Here is a 17,471-nt window from a genome sequence, read left to right on the forward strand (position 1 = left end):
GAACGACAAGGTTAGGGACTCGCGAGGGATTCTGGAAGTCCCCGTGAGACGATGGCGACGCGGCGTGCACGGAAGTGCACCCCTCGTCCCGACTTCGGAGCCTTCCGCTCCCTCTTCTCATCCATAATCAGATGGACGCCCGGCGCTCGCTGAATGTTCAGCACGTCGCCACGCCTGCCTGCTCTCGGAGGTCAGGTGGGGAGCGCGCCACCGAGCTGACGCTCTTGCAGCGCGTGATTCAGCTCCACCTTCATGCACCGGTCTTGAACGACGCGGATGCCGGCGCGCGCCAGCTTCTCCGCCGCCGCGTCATTGCGGATGCCCAGTTGGAACCACACGGCGCGCGGCTTCTTGGCGAGCAAATCCGGCACGTGCGCGTCGATGTCCTCGGGGCGACGGAACACCTGCACCAGGTCCACGTCCCCGGGGATGTCCGCGACGGCGGAGTACACGGGCCGGCCGAGGATGGCTTGCGTCTCGCCGTGCACCGACACGGGGACGATGTCGTAGCCATGTTTCTGGAGGAACGCTGGCACCGAGTACGCCGGCTTGTGCGCCTGCGCCTCCGAACGGATGCCCAGCACCGCCACCCGCCGGGAGCGCTCCAGCACCTGCCGCACGCCCGCGTCGTCCTCGATGAGATTCGCTCGCCAGTCGTCCATGACCACCTCCGGGGCAAACCTTGCCACGCCCGCGCCTGGTTGCGACCCATGACGCAGGAGAACCGGGTGCGTTCCCTCGTGCGGATGGACCTTGGAGGTCCAGTGCTCGGGCGAGCACGCCGCGCGAGGACATGGGCCCACGCAAGGGCTCGGCGGCTCGCTCGCGTGACGAGGAGGCGCCTCACAGTCCTCCGAGAGGAGCCGCGCGAGCTACTTGGACTGCACTTCGATTTCGCGGCACGCCTCGGTGGCCAGCCGGACGTCTTCCGGCGAGGCGCCGGGCAGCGTGGCGCAGAGGAACAAGTCATTGCCCACGCGGCGGGCACCGAAGAGCGCGGGAGCCTGGAGGCCAACGCCACCGTCTCCGAGCTTCGGCGCCATCGTCACGCGCAGGAGCGAGTAGGTGTCCTTGGACTCTTCCTGGTCCAGTGACACCTCGAAGGTCTTCGACTCCTCGCGCACGCGGTCCGCCAGGGCATCCACGGTGGGCAATTGCTCGCCCTGGCCCCGGCGCAGGTCCACGCGCAGCACCGGGCGGCCGGGCGGGCCCGCCTGGAAGCTGTCATCGGGAGCGACCTGCGCGGACCAACCGTCCGGCAGGGGGACCTTCACGCCGGAGCGCGGGGTCTGCGCGCCGCCATCCGCGGAGAGGGAGTCCGAGTCGGCCCCCTCGTCCTTGCAGCCCTTGCAACCGGGCAGCAGCGACAGCGCCAGCACCAGGGCTGGCGCGATGTGCGCGCGCTGACGCACCTACTTCTTCGACTCGCCGCCAGGAGGAGGAGGACGCGACCCGGGGGCATTGCCGCCGATGTTCTCCATCTTCAGCGTGCCCTCGAAGATGACGCCCTTGTCCATGGACAGCGACGGCGTCTCGAGGTTCCCCTTCACCCGGCCCGGAGTCTTGAGCTCGATGATTTGGGTGGCCTTCACGTTGCCTTCGACCTGACCGTTGATGATGACGGTGCCGGCCTGGATTTCGGCCTGGACCTTGGCGCCATCCCCAATGACGAGCACGTCCTTGGTGATGATCTGCCCCTGGAACTTTCCGTCGATGCGGACCTGTCCCTCGAAGGTGAGCTTCCCCTCGAACTCGCTTCCCTTGCCCAGAAGCGTATGAACCTCACCAGAGCGCTGCGACACGGATTCCTCCTCCCGCCTGAACAGGGGCTTGCTGGGTGCTTCGTCTTTCTTCCCGCCAAGGAGCGCCACGCGCTACTCCTTCCTGAGCAGCTTCAACAGCCGGTCCAGGTCATCGTAGGAGAAGAAGTCCACCTCGATGGTGCCCTTTCCGGGACTTCGTTCGGTCAACCGGACCTTGGTTCCCAAGCGACGTTGGAGCTCCTCCACCAAGGACTTCACCTGCGGGCTCTGTTTCGGCGGCGTCTTGCCCGCATCCTTCTTGCCGTGGGTGCGACTCTGCTGGACGAGCCGCTCCGTGTCACGCACGGACAGCTTCTTCTCGGCCACTTGCTTGGCCAGGTTTTGAAGCTCGGGCAGGCGGGGGACGCCCAACAGGGCGCGCGCGTGGCCCATGCTCAGCGAGCCATCCGCCACCATCAGCTTCACGTCGGCGGGCAGCGCGAGCAGGCGCAGCGCGTTGGCCACCGTGGAGCGCTCCTTGCCCACGCGCTGGCTGACCTGCTCCTGCGTGAGGCGGAACTCGTCCGTCAGGCGCTTGTAGCCTTCGGCCTCTTCAATGGGGTTGAGGTCCGCGCGCTGGAGGTTCTCGACGAGGGCCAGCTCGAAGGCCTGGACCTCGGTGACGTCCTTGACGATGGCGGGCACTTCCTTGAGGCCCGCGGCCTGGGAGGCGCGCCACCGGCGCTCGCCGGCGATGAGCTTGTAGCCGTCGCCGTCCTTGCGGACGAGGATGGGCTGGAGGATGCCCTGCGTCTTGATGGACTCGGTGAGTTCCTTGAGCTTCTCCTCATCGAAGTAGCGCCGGGGCTGGTCCTTGTCCCGGTGGATGGCTTCGATGGGAAGCTTGAGGACGCCGGCCTTGAGGGCGGCCTGTTCGGCGGCCTTGCCAGGAGCGGCCTGGGGGATGAGTGCGGAGAGCCCACGACCGAGGGCGCGCTTCTGCGTGTCTGCTTTCACCAAGTCATGACTCCAGTGCCGCGAGCGGAGGGCTTCACGCCACCCGCCGGCGGGGCGTCTTGGGAGTGTCGCGCTTCATCAGCTCGCGGCCGAGGGCGAGGTAGCTCTCGCAGCCCTTGGACTTGATGTCATAGAGGATGATGGGCTTGCCGAAGGACGGGCACTCGGACAGGCGCACGTTGCGTGGGACGACGACCTGGAAGACCTGCTCCTTGAAGTAGCCGCGCACCTCGTCGACGACCTGGTGCGCGATGTTGGCGCGAGCGTCGAACATGGTGAGGAGGATGCCCTCCATCTTGAGGTCGGGGTTGAGGCCCTGCTTCACCAGGTCGATGGTGTGGGTGAGCTGGGAGAGGCCCTCGAGCGCGTAGTACTCGCACTGGAGCGGGATGAGGACGGAGTCCGCGGCGGACAGGGCGTTGAGGGTGAGCAGGCCGAGCGAGGGCGGGCAGTCGATGATGATGTAGTCGAACTCGGAGGCCAGGGGGCGCAGGGCGTCGCGGAGGCGGAACTCGCGGTTCTCCAGGTTGACGAGTTCGACCTCGGCGCCGGTGAGGTCGGGCGTGGCGGGGACGACCTGGAGGTAGCGCAGCTCGGTGGGGTGGAAGAGCTCCTTCATGGGGCGGCCATTGAGGAGCGCGTCGTAGATGGTGCCGTGGAGCTTGTCCTGCTTGAGGCCCAGGCCGCTGCCGGCGTTGCCCTGCGGGTCCATGTCGACGAGGAGCGTGCGGCGCTCGGCGGAGGCGAGGCTCGCGGCGAGGTTGATGGCGGTGGTGGTCTTCCCCACGCCACCCTTCTGATTGGAGATGCAGATGATTCGACCCACGAGCCCCATCCTCTCTCTTGCCCGGCGGAGAGCCAGGCGCCGTGCGTGATGCGGTGCACGACTGCACGCTGATCCGCTGCTAGCACGCGATTCGGTGTTGGATCAAATTCACGGCGCTCCTGGACCGACGACTCTTTTCGAGGGCGACCAAGCAAGCCGGAAGGCCTGATTCCGAAGACTTGGACGCAAGATTTCCTACGTCCAGAACCCGGCCGACCGGGCGTTCGCATCCTGGATTCGGGTGGTGGATGGAGGCTGCTCGGATGCTGTCCTTATAAGGAGGCGCGTGGGGGCGCGCGTTCCATGGGGAACGGGCCTGGGGTGCTGGTGGGGGTGGAGGCACGCGCGCGGGGACGGGGTCGGGTTCATCGCGGTGGGTCTTCGTGAAGCGGGTTGAGCGCTGTGACCTGTTCGCCATGGAGGCAGTGCGTGTGCTGTTCGAAGTGGCGACCGTTTCTGGGTGGGATGTTGGAAGTCATCGCTGGACCCGGTTCGCCAGGGCGCTCGCCCGTTCGGGATGGAGCGCGGGAGCAACTCCGTACCGCGAGGCCGAGCACTGACGGGCCTGTGCACACCTCCACGGTCCGTTCGACATGAGGCGCGGCCACCCTCCCCTGTGGTGACCGGCCACCGATGCGTCATTGATGAGCGCCTCCACGCGAACCCGTTCTCCGGCGCATTGAGCGCTCACCTTCCGGTGCGGTGCTCATCGATGCGCCATCGTCGGGAGCTTCCACGCAACCGGCTCGCCACCATCCGCGCTCGTGGTCCATGAAGTGCGGTGCCAATCAGTGCGTCACCCGGCGATGCGCCTTCATCGAGCACCTCCACACGAACCGACTCGCCGCCTCCATCGACTGCGGGCCGTGAAGCGCGGTGCCCATCAATGCGGCACCCAGCGATGCGCCTTCATCGAGCACCTCCGCATGCGCCGGTTCGCCGCATCCAACTCCCGCGCGCCACGAATCGCCGCGCGACCACCCTCCGGTGTGATGCCCGCCGATACGCACCAACGAGAGTCTCCGCAGGAACCGGTTCGCCATCTCCATCGCCCACGCGTCATGAAGCGCATGGGCGACCTCTGAACGGTGCTACCCACCGATGCGGCGTGAACCGGTTCGCGACATTCATCACCTGAGCGATGACGTGGGTGCTTCCGTGTCCGCTGATGCCGCCTCCATCAGCCCCCTGTCAGAAGCGCCCGCTTGAACTGCCCCACCGATTCACCGACCCGTTCGCCACGCCATCTGGTGCGCGGACTCCGCGCTGACGTGAACTGGTTCGCCACACCCATCGTCGTTCGGCCTGAAGCGATGCACCGGTGCGTGCGCTGGGTGTCGAAACGCAGGTGGCCCTTGCGGCCTCCATCGGGACGATGCGCTACGAACCTCTCCGCCGTTCCACCTGCCTCCAACTTGTGCCCCCTCAAGTTGGCGAACCCGTGGTGGGCAGCCTCGACCTTGAGCGGCTCGACATCGAATTGGTCTCGCGCACCACGTAGCCCAAGACACGAACCTCACGTGGCGCCGATGACTTAAGTCATCGAAGCGTTGTCCGGCACCCGCACTTGAAATCACGGGCCACCACACGGCTCGCTCCACGCCAGAACTGGCGAGCCTGAACGCACGGCATCACCACCACATCCGAGGACCGACCGAACCGCCACCCACTCCAGTTGGAACCTGGTGCGGGACCGGGCTTCGTGAGTCCTCATCTCCACCATCAGGACTCCACCGCAGGCACGCCACCAACTCCACGCGGAACGCGACGTCCACTGATGCGCGCTTCGGCTGCACATCAGCGGACCACGTCGGCGCACGGCATCACGGCGTTTCATGGGGTTCGGGCAGATGACTCAGCAACGTCCGCCACGTCATGCGAACTCACGCACGACAACCACGAGCCGGACATCTGCCAGTCCACGTCATCGGCTCGAGCCCAGCGGCCCGCTCTGTCTTCGCGGATGACTCCCCGTCCTTCCGGCACGCCATCGCGTTCCACGTGGAACACGACACGCGACGCTTCAAGCCACCGCGAAGGCCTCCACATGAAGAACCTGCTCAACGGTCCTCAGCACCACATCGCCGAGGCCGCGAGCCTGTCACGCGCATCACCGCGCGGGGCGCATCCACGCTCCACGTGGAACACGACACGCGACGCTTCAAACCACCGCGAGGGCCTCCACATGAAGAACCTGCTCAACGGTCCTCAGCACCACATCGCCGAGGCCGCGAGCCTGTCGCGCGCATCACCGTTCAGCCGCTTTCGCGTTCCACGTGGAACACGACTCACGCCGCATCAACTGCTCGCGGCAACGCCACACGAGGCGCCGTCCTTGAACCACATCGACCACGGTCCACCACCGCGTTGCCGAACCGCTGGCCCATGGTTCACGGCTCCACGTGAACGGCTTCCGCGTTCCACGTGGAACACGGCATCGAGTCAGCTCAGTTTTCGGCGGCTCGCGCTGACCGCTTTCCCGTTCCACGTGGAACACGATTCGCGTCGCACCAACGACGCTCGGCCACATCCATGGCGCCGGCGCGAACTGACGCACCACTTCTCACCGAGGCCTCGACACGTGGCGCGTGATGCCTCTTCGCTGTTCCACGTGGAACACGAACGCGCATGCATGAGGCTCCGCTCAATACCGGTGGCTGACCTCTTCCTCTAGTTCACGCACCACCGTGTTCCACGTGGAACGCGCCACACGTCACGCACCCACGAGAGGTCTCCACCATCACCGCGCTTCGCGACAACACGCGGTGGTGATGGGCTTCTCGTGAAGCCCTGGATGCCGACCTCGGTCGTTCATCGATGAGGTGGCGGAGCTCGGTCATGGCGCATGGAGCGAGCTGCGTTCCACGTGGAACACAGATGCTCGCCAGCGCACGTGCTCGCAAAGGCGTCATCAGGTCACGCACCGCTGCCTCACTTCTCCGCGCATCACCGCGCTCCACGTTGAACTCGTTCCACGTGGAACACGGCGCACGGCATGCGCCGCGAACCATCAGCGACCGCCACCACGCAGCGACTCCTCCACCACCTCATCAAGCAAGGTGGAGAAGGCAACGCGCGCGTCCAGGTCGCTTCTCGTTCCACGTGGAACACGGCGCACGGCATCGCTGAGCGACCACGAGTTGTCTGCCGCGGGCACGTTGAAAGGGGCACTACACGGCCACCTCTTCAACCACGTGAGGCCAACACGCGGCACCCATCCGAGCCTCTGCTCGTTCCACGTGGAACACGCCATCGCTGGCTGGCCGAAGCTTCCAGTGCGTTGTCCGGCGTGGGTGCGCGAACGAATTTCTCCGCGTTCTCTTCAACCAGGTGAGGCCGACACGCGGCGCTCATCCGAGACTCTTCGCGTTCCACGTGGAACACGCCATCGCTGGCCTACCGAAGCTTCCAGCGCGTTGTCTGGCATGGGCACGAGGAAGAGCTTCTCAGTGCTCTCTTCAACCACGTGAGGCCGACACGCGGCGCTCATCCGAGCCTCTTCTCGTTCCACGTGGAACACGGCATCGCTGGCCTACCGAACCCTCAAGCGCGTTGTCCGGCGTGGGCACGCGAGCCGACTTCCCAGTGTCCTCCTCAACCACGCGCGGCCTGGCCACGACGCCCATCCGCGCCTCTTCTCGTTCCACGTGGAACACGGCGCACGGCATCTCGAGTGGGTTGAGGCCTCACGCGAGTTGTTCGACGCCGGCAACGGAGAGGAGCTTCGCGCCGGCCTCTTCAACCACGCACGGCCAACGCGCGACGCCCATCCGCGCCTCTTCTCGTTCCACGTGGAACACGGCGCACGGCCTCTCCGGATGGCTGACGCTTCTCGCGAATCGCCATGCACGGCGGCGCGAAGCAGCCTCATCGACCAGATACGCACACCAAGAAGGGTTAGCCCCAGCCTCCTCGTTGCCGTTCCACGTGGAACACGGCGCACGGCATCTCTCCGGATGGCTGAGAACTCACTCAAGTCGGCCTGAGCGGCACCACGAAGCGACTTCATCCACGTGAAGGCCAGCGCGGGGTGCGCATCTGCGCTCTTCGCCGTTCCACGTGGAACGCGGCTCGCGGCAACGCCAGGTGGCTCGCTCTTCGCGCGAGTCGATGCGCGCTGGAACCATGAAGGAGCTCCTCGGCGACCTCACGGAACCAGGGCGACGCGCGGAACCCGGAGCCGTGAGCCTGGGGCATGGATGTGGATGGGACCATCACGATGCGGTTGCCGCTGCTCGCCTTCGTTCACGAGAAGCAACCAGCGCGAACACTCATGACGGGCACACCGCTGAGCAGGGCATCACGAGCACCTCGGGTCGGCGACCTCTCAAGAAGAACCGGCGCGTCGCCGCACCCCATGAACTCGTCTCCGTTCAGGGACTCAACCTCACGCGAGCCCTCATGAGCGGGGCGCACCACGGCATGGCACTGCTTCAGGAACCCGCGAGGTGATGCCGGCACCGCACCCGGACCTCACTCCATTCCCCAACCACTGGCGCGCCCCCTCCCCTCCCCACCAACCAGCAGGCCTCGTCACTTCGCCGGTCGACGCCATGCGCGGCACCTCGTTGAAGTCGCCTCACCCGCGCCTCGCGCCACCCAAAGGAGCCCTGCTCGGCATCACCTGCGAGGCCTCACTTCAGAAAACTGACCCAAAGGACCGGACCACCCGCGGACTCCATCGCTCGCGCCACGTGGAGGCGGCCGAAAGTGGCGGACGGCATCCACTCCTCTTCCCCAGCCACTCCCGCATCGAAGACCCGCGAACGAGAAGCTCAAGGAACCCCACGCGAGGGGACATCCGATGGCCACGCGAACCGGGTGCGTTCACATCCTCGTGCCGCGCGAGTGCGCCAACCTCACCCCGACCTGACCAGGACAGGGGTCGCATCGAAGTTCGCGCCAACTCTCGTCACCTCAAGCCCTCCACCTCCATCGCTCGCGCCTCAGCACCTGGGCCGGAACTCACGCCTCACAAACAAGACCACCCGGCTCAAGTGAGCCTCGCGACGGAGTCCCAGGCGCGCGCCACGAACCATCTGAGTGCGGGCCCAGCCCATGTGCTGGAGCACATGGAGTTCGAACCGTGGCCTCGAGCCTCCAGGATGCGCGCACTCCGAACCGCCTTCCGGCCCACGATTCACGCGCCACGGAGTTCACGTCGCGAGGCTCGAAGGTCTCGGCCCATGACCATGAGCGACTACCTCCCGCGCGCGTTCGAACACGGTCCGGTCGCGAAGCCCTCACCTCAGGACGATGACGCCGAACCCCGCAGTCGGAGCTCACGCTGACACGGCGCCGCGTCGGCCCTGTTCCACGTGGAACGAGCATCAAACCGGGCATGGACCTCCGCATCCGCAACGGGCCTCTCGTGCACCTGCTTGGACGCTCGCATCAAGTCATGACAGCCGTGCAGCGCTGAGCATGCAGGCATGCTCCTCCTCCAACCTCGTGACCTGGCTTGGGCCACCGCACTCCAGCACGCGGCACCACGCAGGACTGGGAACTGAGAAGGCTCCTCCGTGTTCGCGAACCTCTTGAACCAGGGGGCTTTCGAACGTGACCCTCGTGAGGACAAGAGCGCTCAGTCCACACGGACTCGATACCGCGTCCGTTGTCGCGAACCGCCTCCGCGTCACGCGCACGCTGCGACAACAGGGGTCGCGAAACGCCGCGCCTCGCACACCGAAAAACTTCGGCGCGATGAGTATCCACGCGACTTCATGCAACGGAGTCCGCGTCCTCGCTCCAACGCTCGACTCAACGGAGTCCGCGTCCTGGCTTCAGCGCTCGACTCAACGGAGTCCGCGTCCTCGCTCCAACGCTCGACCCAGCTGATTCATCACCTCAAGCCTCACGAGCAGGCAGTTCAATCCCTGGGTCGCTCGCAGCTTGAGCGAGCGACCCATCAAGCGAGCGCACGCGCACCCCGCTCGCCATGACTCGAAGCAACCACCAGCCGCCTACTTCACTCGCATGAAGAAACCGCCAGTCCTCCAGGCCACCCAGCAACCTTCCCTCCCCTGCCCCCAAACCGAGCCGGCTTCCGCGCGAATGGCAGGTCGAATCACGGCCCGGCGACCGTGGCGCTCGAACCCTTGAGATAGTGCGTGGGCCAGACGTCGACGGGCTTCGCGCCCACGCCGCATCGCTCGCGACGACAAGCAAACCTCACTCGTCCGAAGGTTACTCCGTGCTCCCGCTCAAACGCTGGTTGTCGCCCGAAGAAGCCGCCGAGGTGCTCCGTCCCTACGCGGCCTTCCGGCAACGAAGCGCCGGCAACGGCATGGACGTGGACCCCCTGGTCCTCTCCGACGGTTTCGGCGGCGGCGGTGCCGGGCTGTTCGCAGGCGGGCGCGTCTCATCACTCCAATTGGAGAACAGCCGACGCTCGACGTTCATCGACGGGGACCTGGTCGTCGATGGCTGGTTCGAAAACCCGGGCGGACTCGTCTTCGTGCGCGGCAACCTCATCGCGCACACCGTCTACACCTCCGAGTACCTCGTCATCCTCGGGGACCTTCGAGTCCGCCGCCTGTTCGGCGCGGACGAACCCCTGGGCACCTGCGTCTTCGGCGACGCCCATGTCGAGAGCGCCATCTTCCACCACAACCATCAATTCAACGTCTGGGGCACTGCCCATCTGGGCGAGGAAGCGCACGACGAAGTCCACGGACGCGAAGCCGTGAAGCAACGACTCTTCGACTGGGGCCTGCTCACCGACCCGCGACTGGAGGCACCGCTCGACAGTGTCCGACTCAGTCTGCGCGGACTCGCCGAATCATGGGGTCCGCTCTCCGATGAACTGGCCTCGTTTCGATACACGCCGAAGCCCACTGACCTCGTCGCGGAGCCTCCAGTCCGGCCACCCCGTCCCGACGTCATCCTCGAGCTGGAGCAATGGTTCGCATCGACTCCCCTGCCCCAGCGACAACAGCTCGAAGCACTGCGCACGCAGTGGCTCGCTCGACTTCGTGACTCAACGGTCCACGCGGAAGCGGCGCGAGTGATTCGCAAGCACCTCAACTCCAAGAAGCTCGTCGCGGACCGCGACACACTCCTGCGCGACCTGGATTGACTCCCAAGGCGCATGACCCACGTCTTCACCAGGCGCGCGGCTCAGCGCGCCCACTCTCCCTGGTAGAGCACGACGCGATATCCATCGGGGTCCTCGAAGGTCTTTCCGTGCACGTCCCAGTATGGGTTGTGTGAGCGCACTGGCTGGAAGCCCGCTTGCTCCATGCGCTTCACCCGCGCTTCCCACTCCGCGCGCCGCGGCACGTAGAAGACCAGCAGGTGTTCCGGAGAGGGAGCGCGAGGCGCCTCGTGTCCGCGCTCCACCGTGAACTCCAGATGGTACGGCGTCCCCACCTGGCCGAGCATCACTCCGTCGAAGCCCGCATGGTCCTCGAAGCCTCCCACGAGTTCGAAGCCAAGCCCCTCTCGATAGAACCGCACCACCGCCGTCAGGCTTCGCGTCGGTCGAGCGACTCGCAGCTTGCACATCTCCATCCCAGGTCCGTCCTCACCACGAACGAACCCGATGAAGGCTCGCGCGTCTCACGGTCGTGACGCGTGCGCACTCGATGACGAGCAGCGCTCCGTCCACGATGAAGTCGCGGAAGCATCGCGCCATCCCGGGCGCCCGTGTTCACACACGGCAAGGCAATGGCAGAAGGCCAACGCGTCAGAGCCGTGGGCGATGGGCTCACGCGAGAAACCCTCGCCGCCACCTCACGGATTCGGAGGAGACACGGGCTCCACGAAGTACGCCTGTTTGTGCCGAGGCTCGGACTCGTACGCGGCGGCCAGCTCCCGCGCGCGACGCTCGGTCCGAAACACCGCCACCTCCGCCCGGTTGCCGTGCTCGTCCTGCCGAATCACGGCCCAACCCTGACGCAGGCGAGACTGCCGCACGGGCGGTGTTCCACGCTGCTCGACGGCGTACCACTGCTTGTGCGCCCGAGCCTCCATCCGACGCGCCAGGCACTCCGCATGTCCTCGGCTCGTCATCACACAGACATCATGGCGATGACCCGTGTCGTCCTGTCGGTACACCGCCCAGCCATCCGTCAGCGGCGGCGCTCCAGGGTTGGCCCGCCACACCACCTCGTCGCGCCACCAGTCGAGATGCGCGAGCGCATGGCTCAACTCCTCCTCCGAGGTCATGACATGAAAATCGTCAGTGACCTGCAGATAGAAGACGAAGAACTGGAAGCCGCAGTCCGCGCGCCAACCCCAGTAGTCAGTGGGGCCGAGTCCATCACCTTCCACGTCTCGGAAATGCGGAGGTCCCCAGCGTCGCTCGAAGTCGGCGCGGGACACTCGGGCCGCCGCGACTTCACTTTCGTGGGGCTCGTCGCCACCCCAGACCACCGGCCGGTCCGTCGGAATCGGCTGCATGCGAGGCACCTCCGCCCTGAAGCTAACGAGGTCCCTCTCCACCTGCCCGCTCGCTCACCCTCACGACACGTCGGCAACTGATACTGGATGGCAGTTGTCCGCATGGCGCCACGCGCGCACCTCCACGGTGCACGCGCGAGCCCGCCCTCCCCTGCCCTACTGCTTCGCGAACACCGCGACCTGACGCTCGGCACCAGAGAACGGCAGCCGGTACGCCCTCGCGGAGACCACTCGCAGCTGTCGCTCCTCGGCGCGCGCCGCCAGCTCCGCGTCCGACTGCGACTTGCCGAGCATCGCCACCACGCGGCCCCCCTGCTCCACATACGCCGGCGCCAACGCCAGCCAGTCCGGCAGGTCCCTGAACGCTCGCGCAATCAACAGCTCCGCGCGGGGAATCCCTTCCGTCTCCGGCGTCCCTTCCGCGCGCGCGTGCAACCCACGCACGCCTTGCAACCCGAGGCTCGCCGACGCGGCCTTGATGAACGCGACCTTCTTGCCCACCGTGTCCACCAACGTCACGCCGAGCGCCGGCAACGCAATCTTCAACGGCAGTCCCGGGAAGCCCGCACCCGCGCCCAAATCCAACAACGACGCCGCGCCCGTCACCTCCGGCAACACCGCGAGCGAGTCCAGGAAGTGCTTCTCCAGCACCTCCTCCGGCGCCGTAATCGCCGTGAGGTTCACCTTCGCGTTCCACTTCAAAAGCTCCGCCATCAGCCGCTGCAACCGGGGCCCGACGTCCTCGCCCACCGACACGCCCAACGCCTGGCAACCGGATGCCAGCAGATCTACGAACCTCGTGTTATCCACAGCGCCTCCACAGCGCAGAGGGCCATAACCCTCCGGAATCATTCAGGGGATTCCCATCCCCAAAGTTGTCCACACGTTGTCCACACCCCCTGTTCTGATCACTCCAGGGGGGTATTGCCCCCGCCCGAGGGGCCCGAGACGCGCTTGAGCGCCACCAGCAACAGCGACACGGCCGTGGGCGTCAGGCCCGGAATCCGCCGCGCCTGCCCCACCGTCGAAGGCCGGTGCGCGCCGAGCTTCTCCGCCGCCTCCTTGCTCAGCCCCCGCACCTCCGTGAAGCGAAAGCCCTCCGGAATCCGCCACCGGTCCGTCGCCTCCGACTCGCGCGCCGCCGCTCGCGCCGCCTGGGCGATGTAGCCCTCGTACTTCACCTCCACCTCCACCTCCTCGGCCACGTCCTCCGCCACCACGGGCCAGTCCGCCCTCCCCTCCCCCAACTGCGCATACGTGACTTCGGGCCGCTTCAGTCTCGCCGCGAGGCCCGTGCGCTTGAGCCGCGCCACTTCCCCGGCCACCTCGCGACCGCGCGCCTCCGCACGCTCCAACGCCTCGCGCGGCAACAACCCCACGCGGTGCCCGTGACGCGCCAGCCGCAGGTCCGCGTTGCCTTCGCGCAATCGCAGCCGGTGCTCGGAGCGACTGGTGAACATGCGGAACGGCTCGTCCACGCCCTTGGTCACCAGGTCATCCACCAGCACCGCGCCATGCGCCTCGTCGCGGCCGAGCAGCAGCGGCGATTCGCCCTTCACTTGAAGTCCCGCGTTGAGCCCGGCCCACAGGCCCTGGAAGGCGGCCTCCTCGTAGCCCGACGTGCCATTGAGCTGGCCCGCGAAGAACAGGCCCGCGATGGACTTCGTCTCCAGCGTGGGCTTGAGCTGCGTGGGCGGTGAGTAGTCGTACTCCACCGCGTAGCCGTAGCGGATGACCTCCACGCGCTCCAGTCCGGGGATGGTGCGCAGGAAGTCGAGCTGCACGTCCGCGGGAAGGCTCGTGGACAGGCCCGCCGGGTACACCAGCGGCGAGTCCGGGCCCTCGGGCTCCAGGAAGACCTGATGCCGCTCGCGCTCCGCGAAGCGCACCACCTTGTCCTCCAGCGACGGGCAGTAGCGCGGCCCCCGCCCGACAATCTCCCCCTGGTACAGCGGCGAGCGGTGCAGGTTGTCGCGCAGCACGCGGTGCGTCTGGAGCGTGGTGGCCGTGATGCCACACGTCACCGAGGGCTGACGCGGGAAGGGCACGCCCCTGCCCGACTCCTCGCGCGTGCGCCAGGAGAACGGACGTGGCGGGAAGTCACCGTGCTGCGGCTGCACCGCGTCCCAGTCGATGCTCTCGCGCGCCAGCCGCGCCGGTGTCCCCGTCTTGAAGCGGCCCAGCGTGAAGCCGAGCGCGCGCAGCGAATCAGACAGGCCGCGAGCCGCGTCGTCGCCCAGGCGTCCGCCGACCTCCTTCTTCTCCCCCACGTGCATCAGCGCCTGGAGGAAGGTGCCCGTGGTGAGCAGCACCGCCGACGCGGACACCTGCGTGCCGTCGCCGAGCAGCACGCCCTTCACCCGAGCGTCCTCGACGACGAGCGTGGAGACCTCGCCCTCGAGCACGGTGAGGTTCGGCTGGGTGAAGAGGACGGACTGCATCAGGGCGGAGTACTGCTCGCGGTCGCACAGCACGCGAGTCGCCTGGACGGCGGGGCCCTTCGAGGCGTTGAGCGTCTTGAAGTGGGTGCCGGCAAGGTCCGCCACGCGCCCCATCTGTCCGCCGAGCGAATCCAACTCCCGCACCAGGTGGCCCTTGGCGGTGCCACCCACGGCGGGGTTGCAGCTCATCACCGCGGAGCGCTCGCGCTTGAGGGTGATTCCCAGCGTGGCCAGGCCCAGGCGTGCGCAGGCGAGCGCCGCCTCACAGCCCGCATGGCCCAGGCCCACCACGATGACGTCGTACCGGAGTCCCATCGCTCACGAGGTCGCCGGAGGGCTTCGGGACCTGACTCGGGCCCGCTCCGTCATGGCACCGAGCACCCTGGCTCCGCGCGCCGCGACCTGTCGAGTCCCTATGTCTCCGGTGCGCCCCCTTGGCAAGCAAAGGGAAGGTTTACGGGAGCGCGCGAGGCGGGCAGTGGGAGGGGTTGAGGGCTGCCTGCCTCGCGCGCACCGGCCATCCTCCGGAAAGTCAGTCCCGTGCGACGGGCTTTCCCTCCGGCCTGGATGGCGATTCAAAAATGTCGGGCGGGCCCGAAGGCGTCGCCGGTACCTCGGAGGCCCCGCGTCTTCGCGCGGCGCCCCTTCCCCCTTGCGTGCGAGAGGGCCCCTGCCGCCTCGCGCGCTTTGACTTCATGGTGTCGCACACACGGAGGGCGGACCTGGGACCGTGGCGGTGAGGGCGCGACGGTAAACTCGAGCTCGAGACTCCGAAGGGTCCTGCACCCCCGTGTGCGCGACGGGGATATGAATAACCGAGGGGTCTGACATGCCGGCTTTCGCCGGGCCGGCCCCTCTGGAGGTGAGTGGGCGCGGACGTAGGTCCCAGGCACTCCCCTCCCCCGCCATCGCCGAGTCCCGGAGCCAGGCGGGGGGATTGTTCCCGGCGTGGAACGCTGCGTGGCTCCTCGTGGTGCTGGTCAGCCAGGGCCGGCGCCGCTATCCAGCGTCCACGATGATGAAGCTCCGGAGCACCTCCCAGGGAGTCGCCACCGCGTTGCTCGCGAGCGACCCGTCGAGAGGTCGTCTGCCCGACATCCGGAGCCCGACACGAACTCGCGCGCGTCGCGGTGCGCACCTCACATCTGGGATGGCATGAACGCCCTCACGAAGAAGTCGCCCCCGTCAGGCACGTTGTCGCTGGAGTTGCTGTTAGGGACGCTCACCGCGTTCGCGCCGCTGTCCATCGACATGTACCTGCCCGCGCTGCCACGCATCGCGCAGGACTTGCAGTCGACGCAGTCCATCATCCAGCTCACGCTCGCGTCGTGCTTCGCGGGGCTGGCGTTGGGGCAGCTCTTCACCGGGCCGCTCATCGACCGGTTCGGACGGACACGGCCGCTGTACGCGGGGCTGGCGGTGTATGTGCTGGGCTCGCTCGGCTGTGCGCTCGCGCCCACGGCGACGGCGTTGGTGGCGATGCGCTTCTTCCAGGCGTTGGGCGGCGCGGTGGCGTTGGTGGCGCCGCGCGCGGTGGTGCGGGACTTGTGGTCCGGCGCTGAAGCGGCGCGGACGATGTCGCGCTTGATGTTGGTGGTGGGCGTGGCGCCCGTGCTCGCGCCGCTGCTGGGTGGCTTCGTGCTCCAGCACACGAGCTGGCGGGTCATCTTCGTGTTGCTCGCAATCATTGGCGCGGCGGCCCTGGTCGCGACCTGGAAGGTGTTGCCGGAGACAGCGCCCGAGCACTCCAAGACGAAGAGCATGCGTGCGCGCCTGGGCGAATTGCTGCGGGACGCGGATTTCGTGGGCCCGGCGCTCGCGGGTGGCTTCGCGTACGCGGGGATGTTCGCATACATCGCGGGTGCGCCGTTCGTGTTCATCACGTTGCACGGGGTGAGGGAACAGGACTTCGGTTGGTTCTTCGGTGCGAACGCGGTGGGGCTGGTGGCGATGGCGCAGCTCAATCGCAAGCTGCTGCGCCACATCCCGTTGCACCGGCTGCTTCGTCTGGCATTGACGCTGTATGTGGTGACGGCGGCGGGGGTGATGGCAGTCACGTGGAGTGGGGTAGGGGGCTTCTGGGGGATTGCCGCCGCGCTGTTCCTGTTCGTTCCGACGCTCGGTCTGGTGGGTCCGAACTCCGCCGCCATCGCGTTGGAGCGACACGCCGCGCATGCGGGCCTCGCGTCCGCGGTGCTGGGCGCGCTCCAGTTCACCGCCGCGGCCTCCGCGTCCTGGGCGGTGAGCGTGCTCAATGACAACACAGCGAAGCCCATGGGCGGCGTGGTGCTGGCGGCGGCCGTGCTGGCGTGGCTGTCTGGCGTCCTGGGCCACCGGGCACGCACGCGGGCCGCGAGCACGGAGCCAGCGTCCTCACGTGTCGGGTGAACGTGATGTGTGAAATGTGACGTCGAGCCCGTCGCCCGCACGTGCCATCTCGAGCAAAAGCCTCTCATGAACAGGCTATCTTCTCGTGTGGACCCTCGGGTTCCCGCACCGACGTGGGTCCTCTCCTCCATCTGCCTCGCGGGAAGAGGTGCCACCGCATGGACAAGAAGGAACGGTTCGACCGCTCGCGGTTGCCGGAGGGCGTCTCATTCGACCGGAAGGAGGGGCTCTACGCGGAGCTCGGTCCAGACGGCCTGGTGGTGCATCTGGGCGTCTACGAGAACGGTCAGCGCAAGCCCGGCACCTGGGCCCTGAATGTGGCGCCGGATGGGAGCTGGGCGCGCATGGAGAAGACCACGGTCCACGAATGGAGGGACTACCAGGTCCCTCCCGGAGACGCGGAGAGAGCGCTGGCGCAGTGGAGCTCTCTGTGGCTCGACAAAATCGCCGACGCCATGAAGAGCCCATTCCCCGGCATCAACCTCCAATGCACGTTCTGCGAGAAGTACCAGCGCGAGGTGAGACATCTCATCGCAAGCGAGAACGCCTATATCTGCGACGAATGCGTCGGCCTGTGCAACGACATCATCAAAAAGCAGAAGAAGAAGACCGCCTCGAAATAAGGCGTCGGCGAGGTCCGCACCCACGTCGCTC

At 67.0% G+C, this 17,471-nt stretch carries 12 protein-coding genes; 3 read left to right on the forward strand and 9 right to left on the reverse strand.

All coding sequences use genetic code 11. The features are described from left to right. Positions 1-191 precede the first annotated feature (191 nt). From G4D83_RS31830 to G4D83_RS31850, 5 genes are all read right to left on the reverse strand, one after another. Positions 192-662: a CoA-binding protein gene (locus tag G4D83_RS31830; protein ID WP_163868619.1), complete on the reverse strand. Its 471-nt coding sequence runs from the start codon at positions 660-662 to the stop codon at positions 192-194. A 210-nt stretch (positions 663-872) separates the two neighbouring features. Next, the gene (locus G4D83_RS31835; protein ID WP_163868620.1) at positions 873-1,412 is read right to left on the reverse strand and encodes a hypothetical protein; all 540 of its coding nucleotides are present in this window, start codon (positions 1,410-1,412) and stop codon (positions 873-875) included. Further along, entirely contained in the window at positions 1,413-1,871 is a 459-nt protein-coding gene (bacM, locus tag G4D83_RS31840; RefSeq protein WP_163868621.1) for a bactofilin BacM, read from the reverse strand. It lies immediately after the preceding gene. 3 nt (positions 1,872-1,874) lie between these two features. Then, positions 1,875-2,762 (reverse strand): ParB/RepB/Spo0J family partition protein, encoded by an 888-nt coding sequence (locus G4D83_RS31845; protein ID WP_163868622.1) that lies wholly within the window; start codon positions 2,760-2,762, stop codon positions 1,875-1,877. A 31-nt stretch (positions 2,763-2,793) separates the two neighbouring features. After that, positions 2,794-3,585, reverse strand: coding sequence for a ParA family protein (locus tag G4D83_RS31850; RefSeq protein ID WP_141642456.1), 792 nt, complete (start codon positions 3,583-3,585; stop codon positions 2,794-2,796). Between the two features lie 6,193 nt (positions 3,586-9,778). Here G4D83_RS31850 and G4D83_RS31855 point away from each other — a divergent pair. Then, positions 9,779-10,663, forward strand: coding sequence for a hypothetical protein (locus G4D83_RS31855; RefSeq protein WP_163868623.1), 885 nt, complete (start codon positions 9,779-9,781; stop codon positions 10,661-10,663). Positions 10,664-10,704: 41 nt separating this feature from the next. Here G4D83_RS31855 and G4D83_RS31860 read toward each other — a convergent pair whose 3' ends face one another. The 4 genes from G4D83_RS31860 to mnmG all read right to left on the reverse strand — a co-directional run bounded on the left by G4D83_RS31860 (position 10,705) and on the right by mnmG (position 14,744). Beyond that, positions 10,705-11,097 carry a VOC family protein gene (locus G4D83_RS31860; RefSeq protein ID WP_163868624.1) on the reverse strand — a complete coding sequence of 131 codons (393 nt, stop codon included), beginning with the start codon at positions 11,095-11,097 and terminating at the stop codon, positions 10,705-10,707. A 222-nt stretch (positions 11,098-11,319) separates the two neighbouring features. Next, positions 11,320-11,988: a hypothetical protein gene (locus G4D83_RS31865; protein WP_240356817.1), complete on the reverse strand. Its 669-nt coding sequence runs from the start codon at positions 11,986-11,988 to the stop codon at positions 11,320-11,322. Between the two features lie 156 nt (positions 11,989-12,144). Then, the gene (rsmG, locus tag G4D83_RS31870) at positions 12,145-12,798 is read right to left on the reverse strand and encodes a 16S rRNA (guanine(527)-N(7))-methyltransferase RsmG (protein WP_163868625.1); all 654 of its coding nucleotides are present in this window, start codon (positions 12,796-12,798) and stop codon (positions 12,145-12,147) included. Positions 12,799-12,896: 98 nt separating this feature from the next. Next, positions 12,897-14,744, reverse strand: coding sequence for a tRNA uridine-5-carboxymethylaminomethyl(34) synthesis enzyme MnmG (mnmG, locus tag G4D83_RS31875; RefSeq protein WP_163868626.1), 1,848 nt, complete (start codon positions 14,742-14,744; stop codon positions 12,897-12,899). An 840-nt stretch (positions 14,745-15,584) separates the two neighbouring features. Here mnmG and G4D83_RS31880 point away from each other — a divergent pair. After that, on the forward strand, positions 15,585-16,817 hold the full coding sequence (locus G4D83_RS31880) for a multidrug effflux MFS transporter (RefSeq protein ID WP_163868627.1): 1,233 nt from the start codon (positions 15,585-15,587) through the stop codon (positions 16,815-16,817). A 158-nt stretch (positions 16,818-16,975) separates the two neighbouring features. Then, positions 16,976-17,440 carry a ClpX C4-type zinc finger protein gene (locus G4D83_RS46470; protein ID WP_240356819.1) on the forward strand — a complete coding sequence of 155 codons (465 nt, stop codon included), beginning with the start codon at positions 16,976-16,978 and terminating at the stop codon, positions 17,438-17,440. The last annotated feature ends 31 nt before the right edge of the window (positions 17,441-17,471 follow it).

It is taken from the genome of Myxococcus eversor (assembly GCF_010894455.1).
In the GTDB taxonomy this organism is placed as follows: Bacteria; Myxococcota; Myxococcia; order Myxococcales; family Myxococcaceae; genus Myxococcus; species Myxococcus eversor.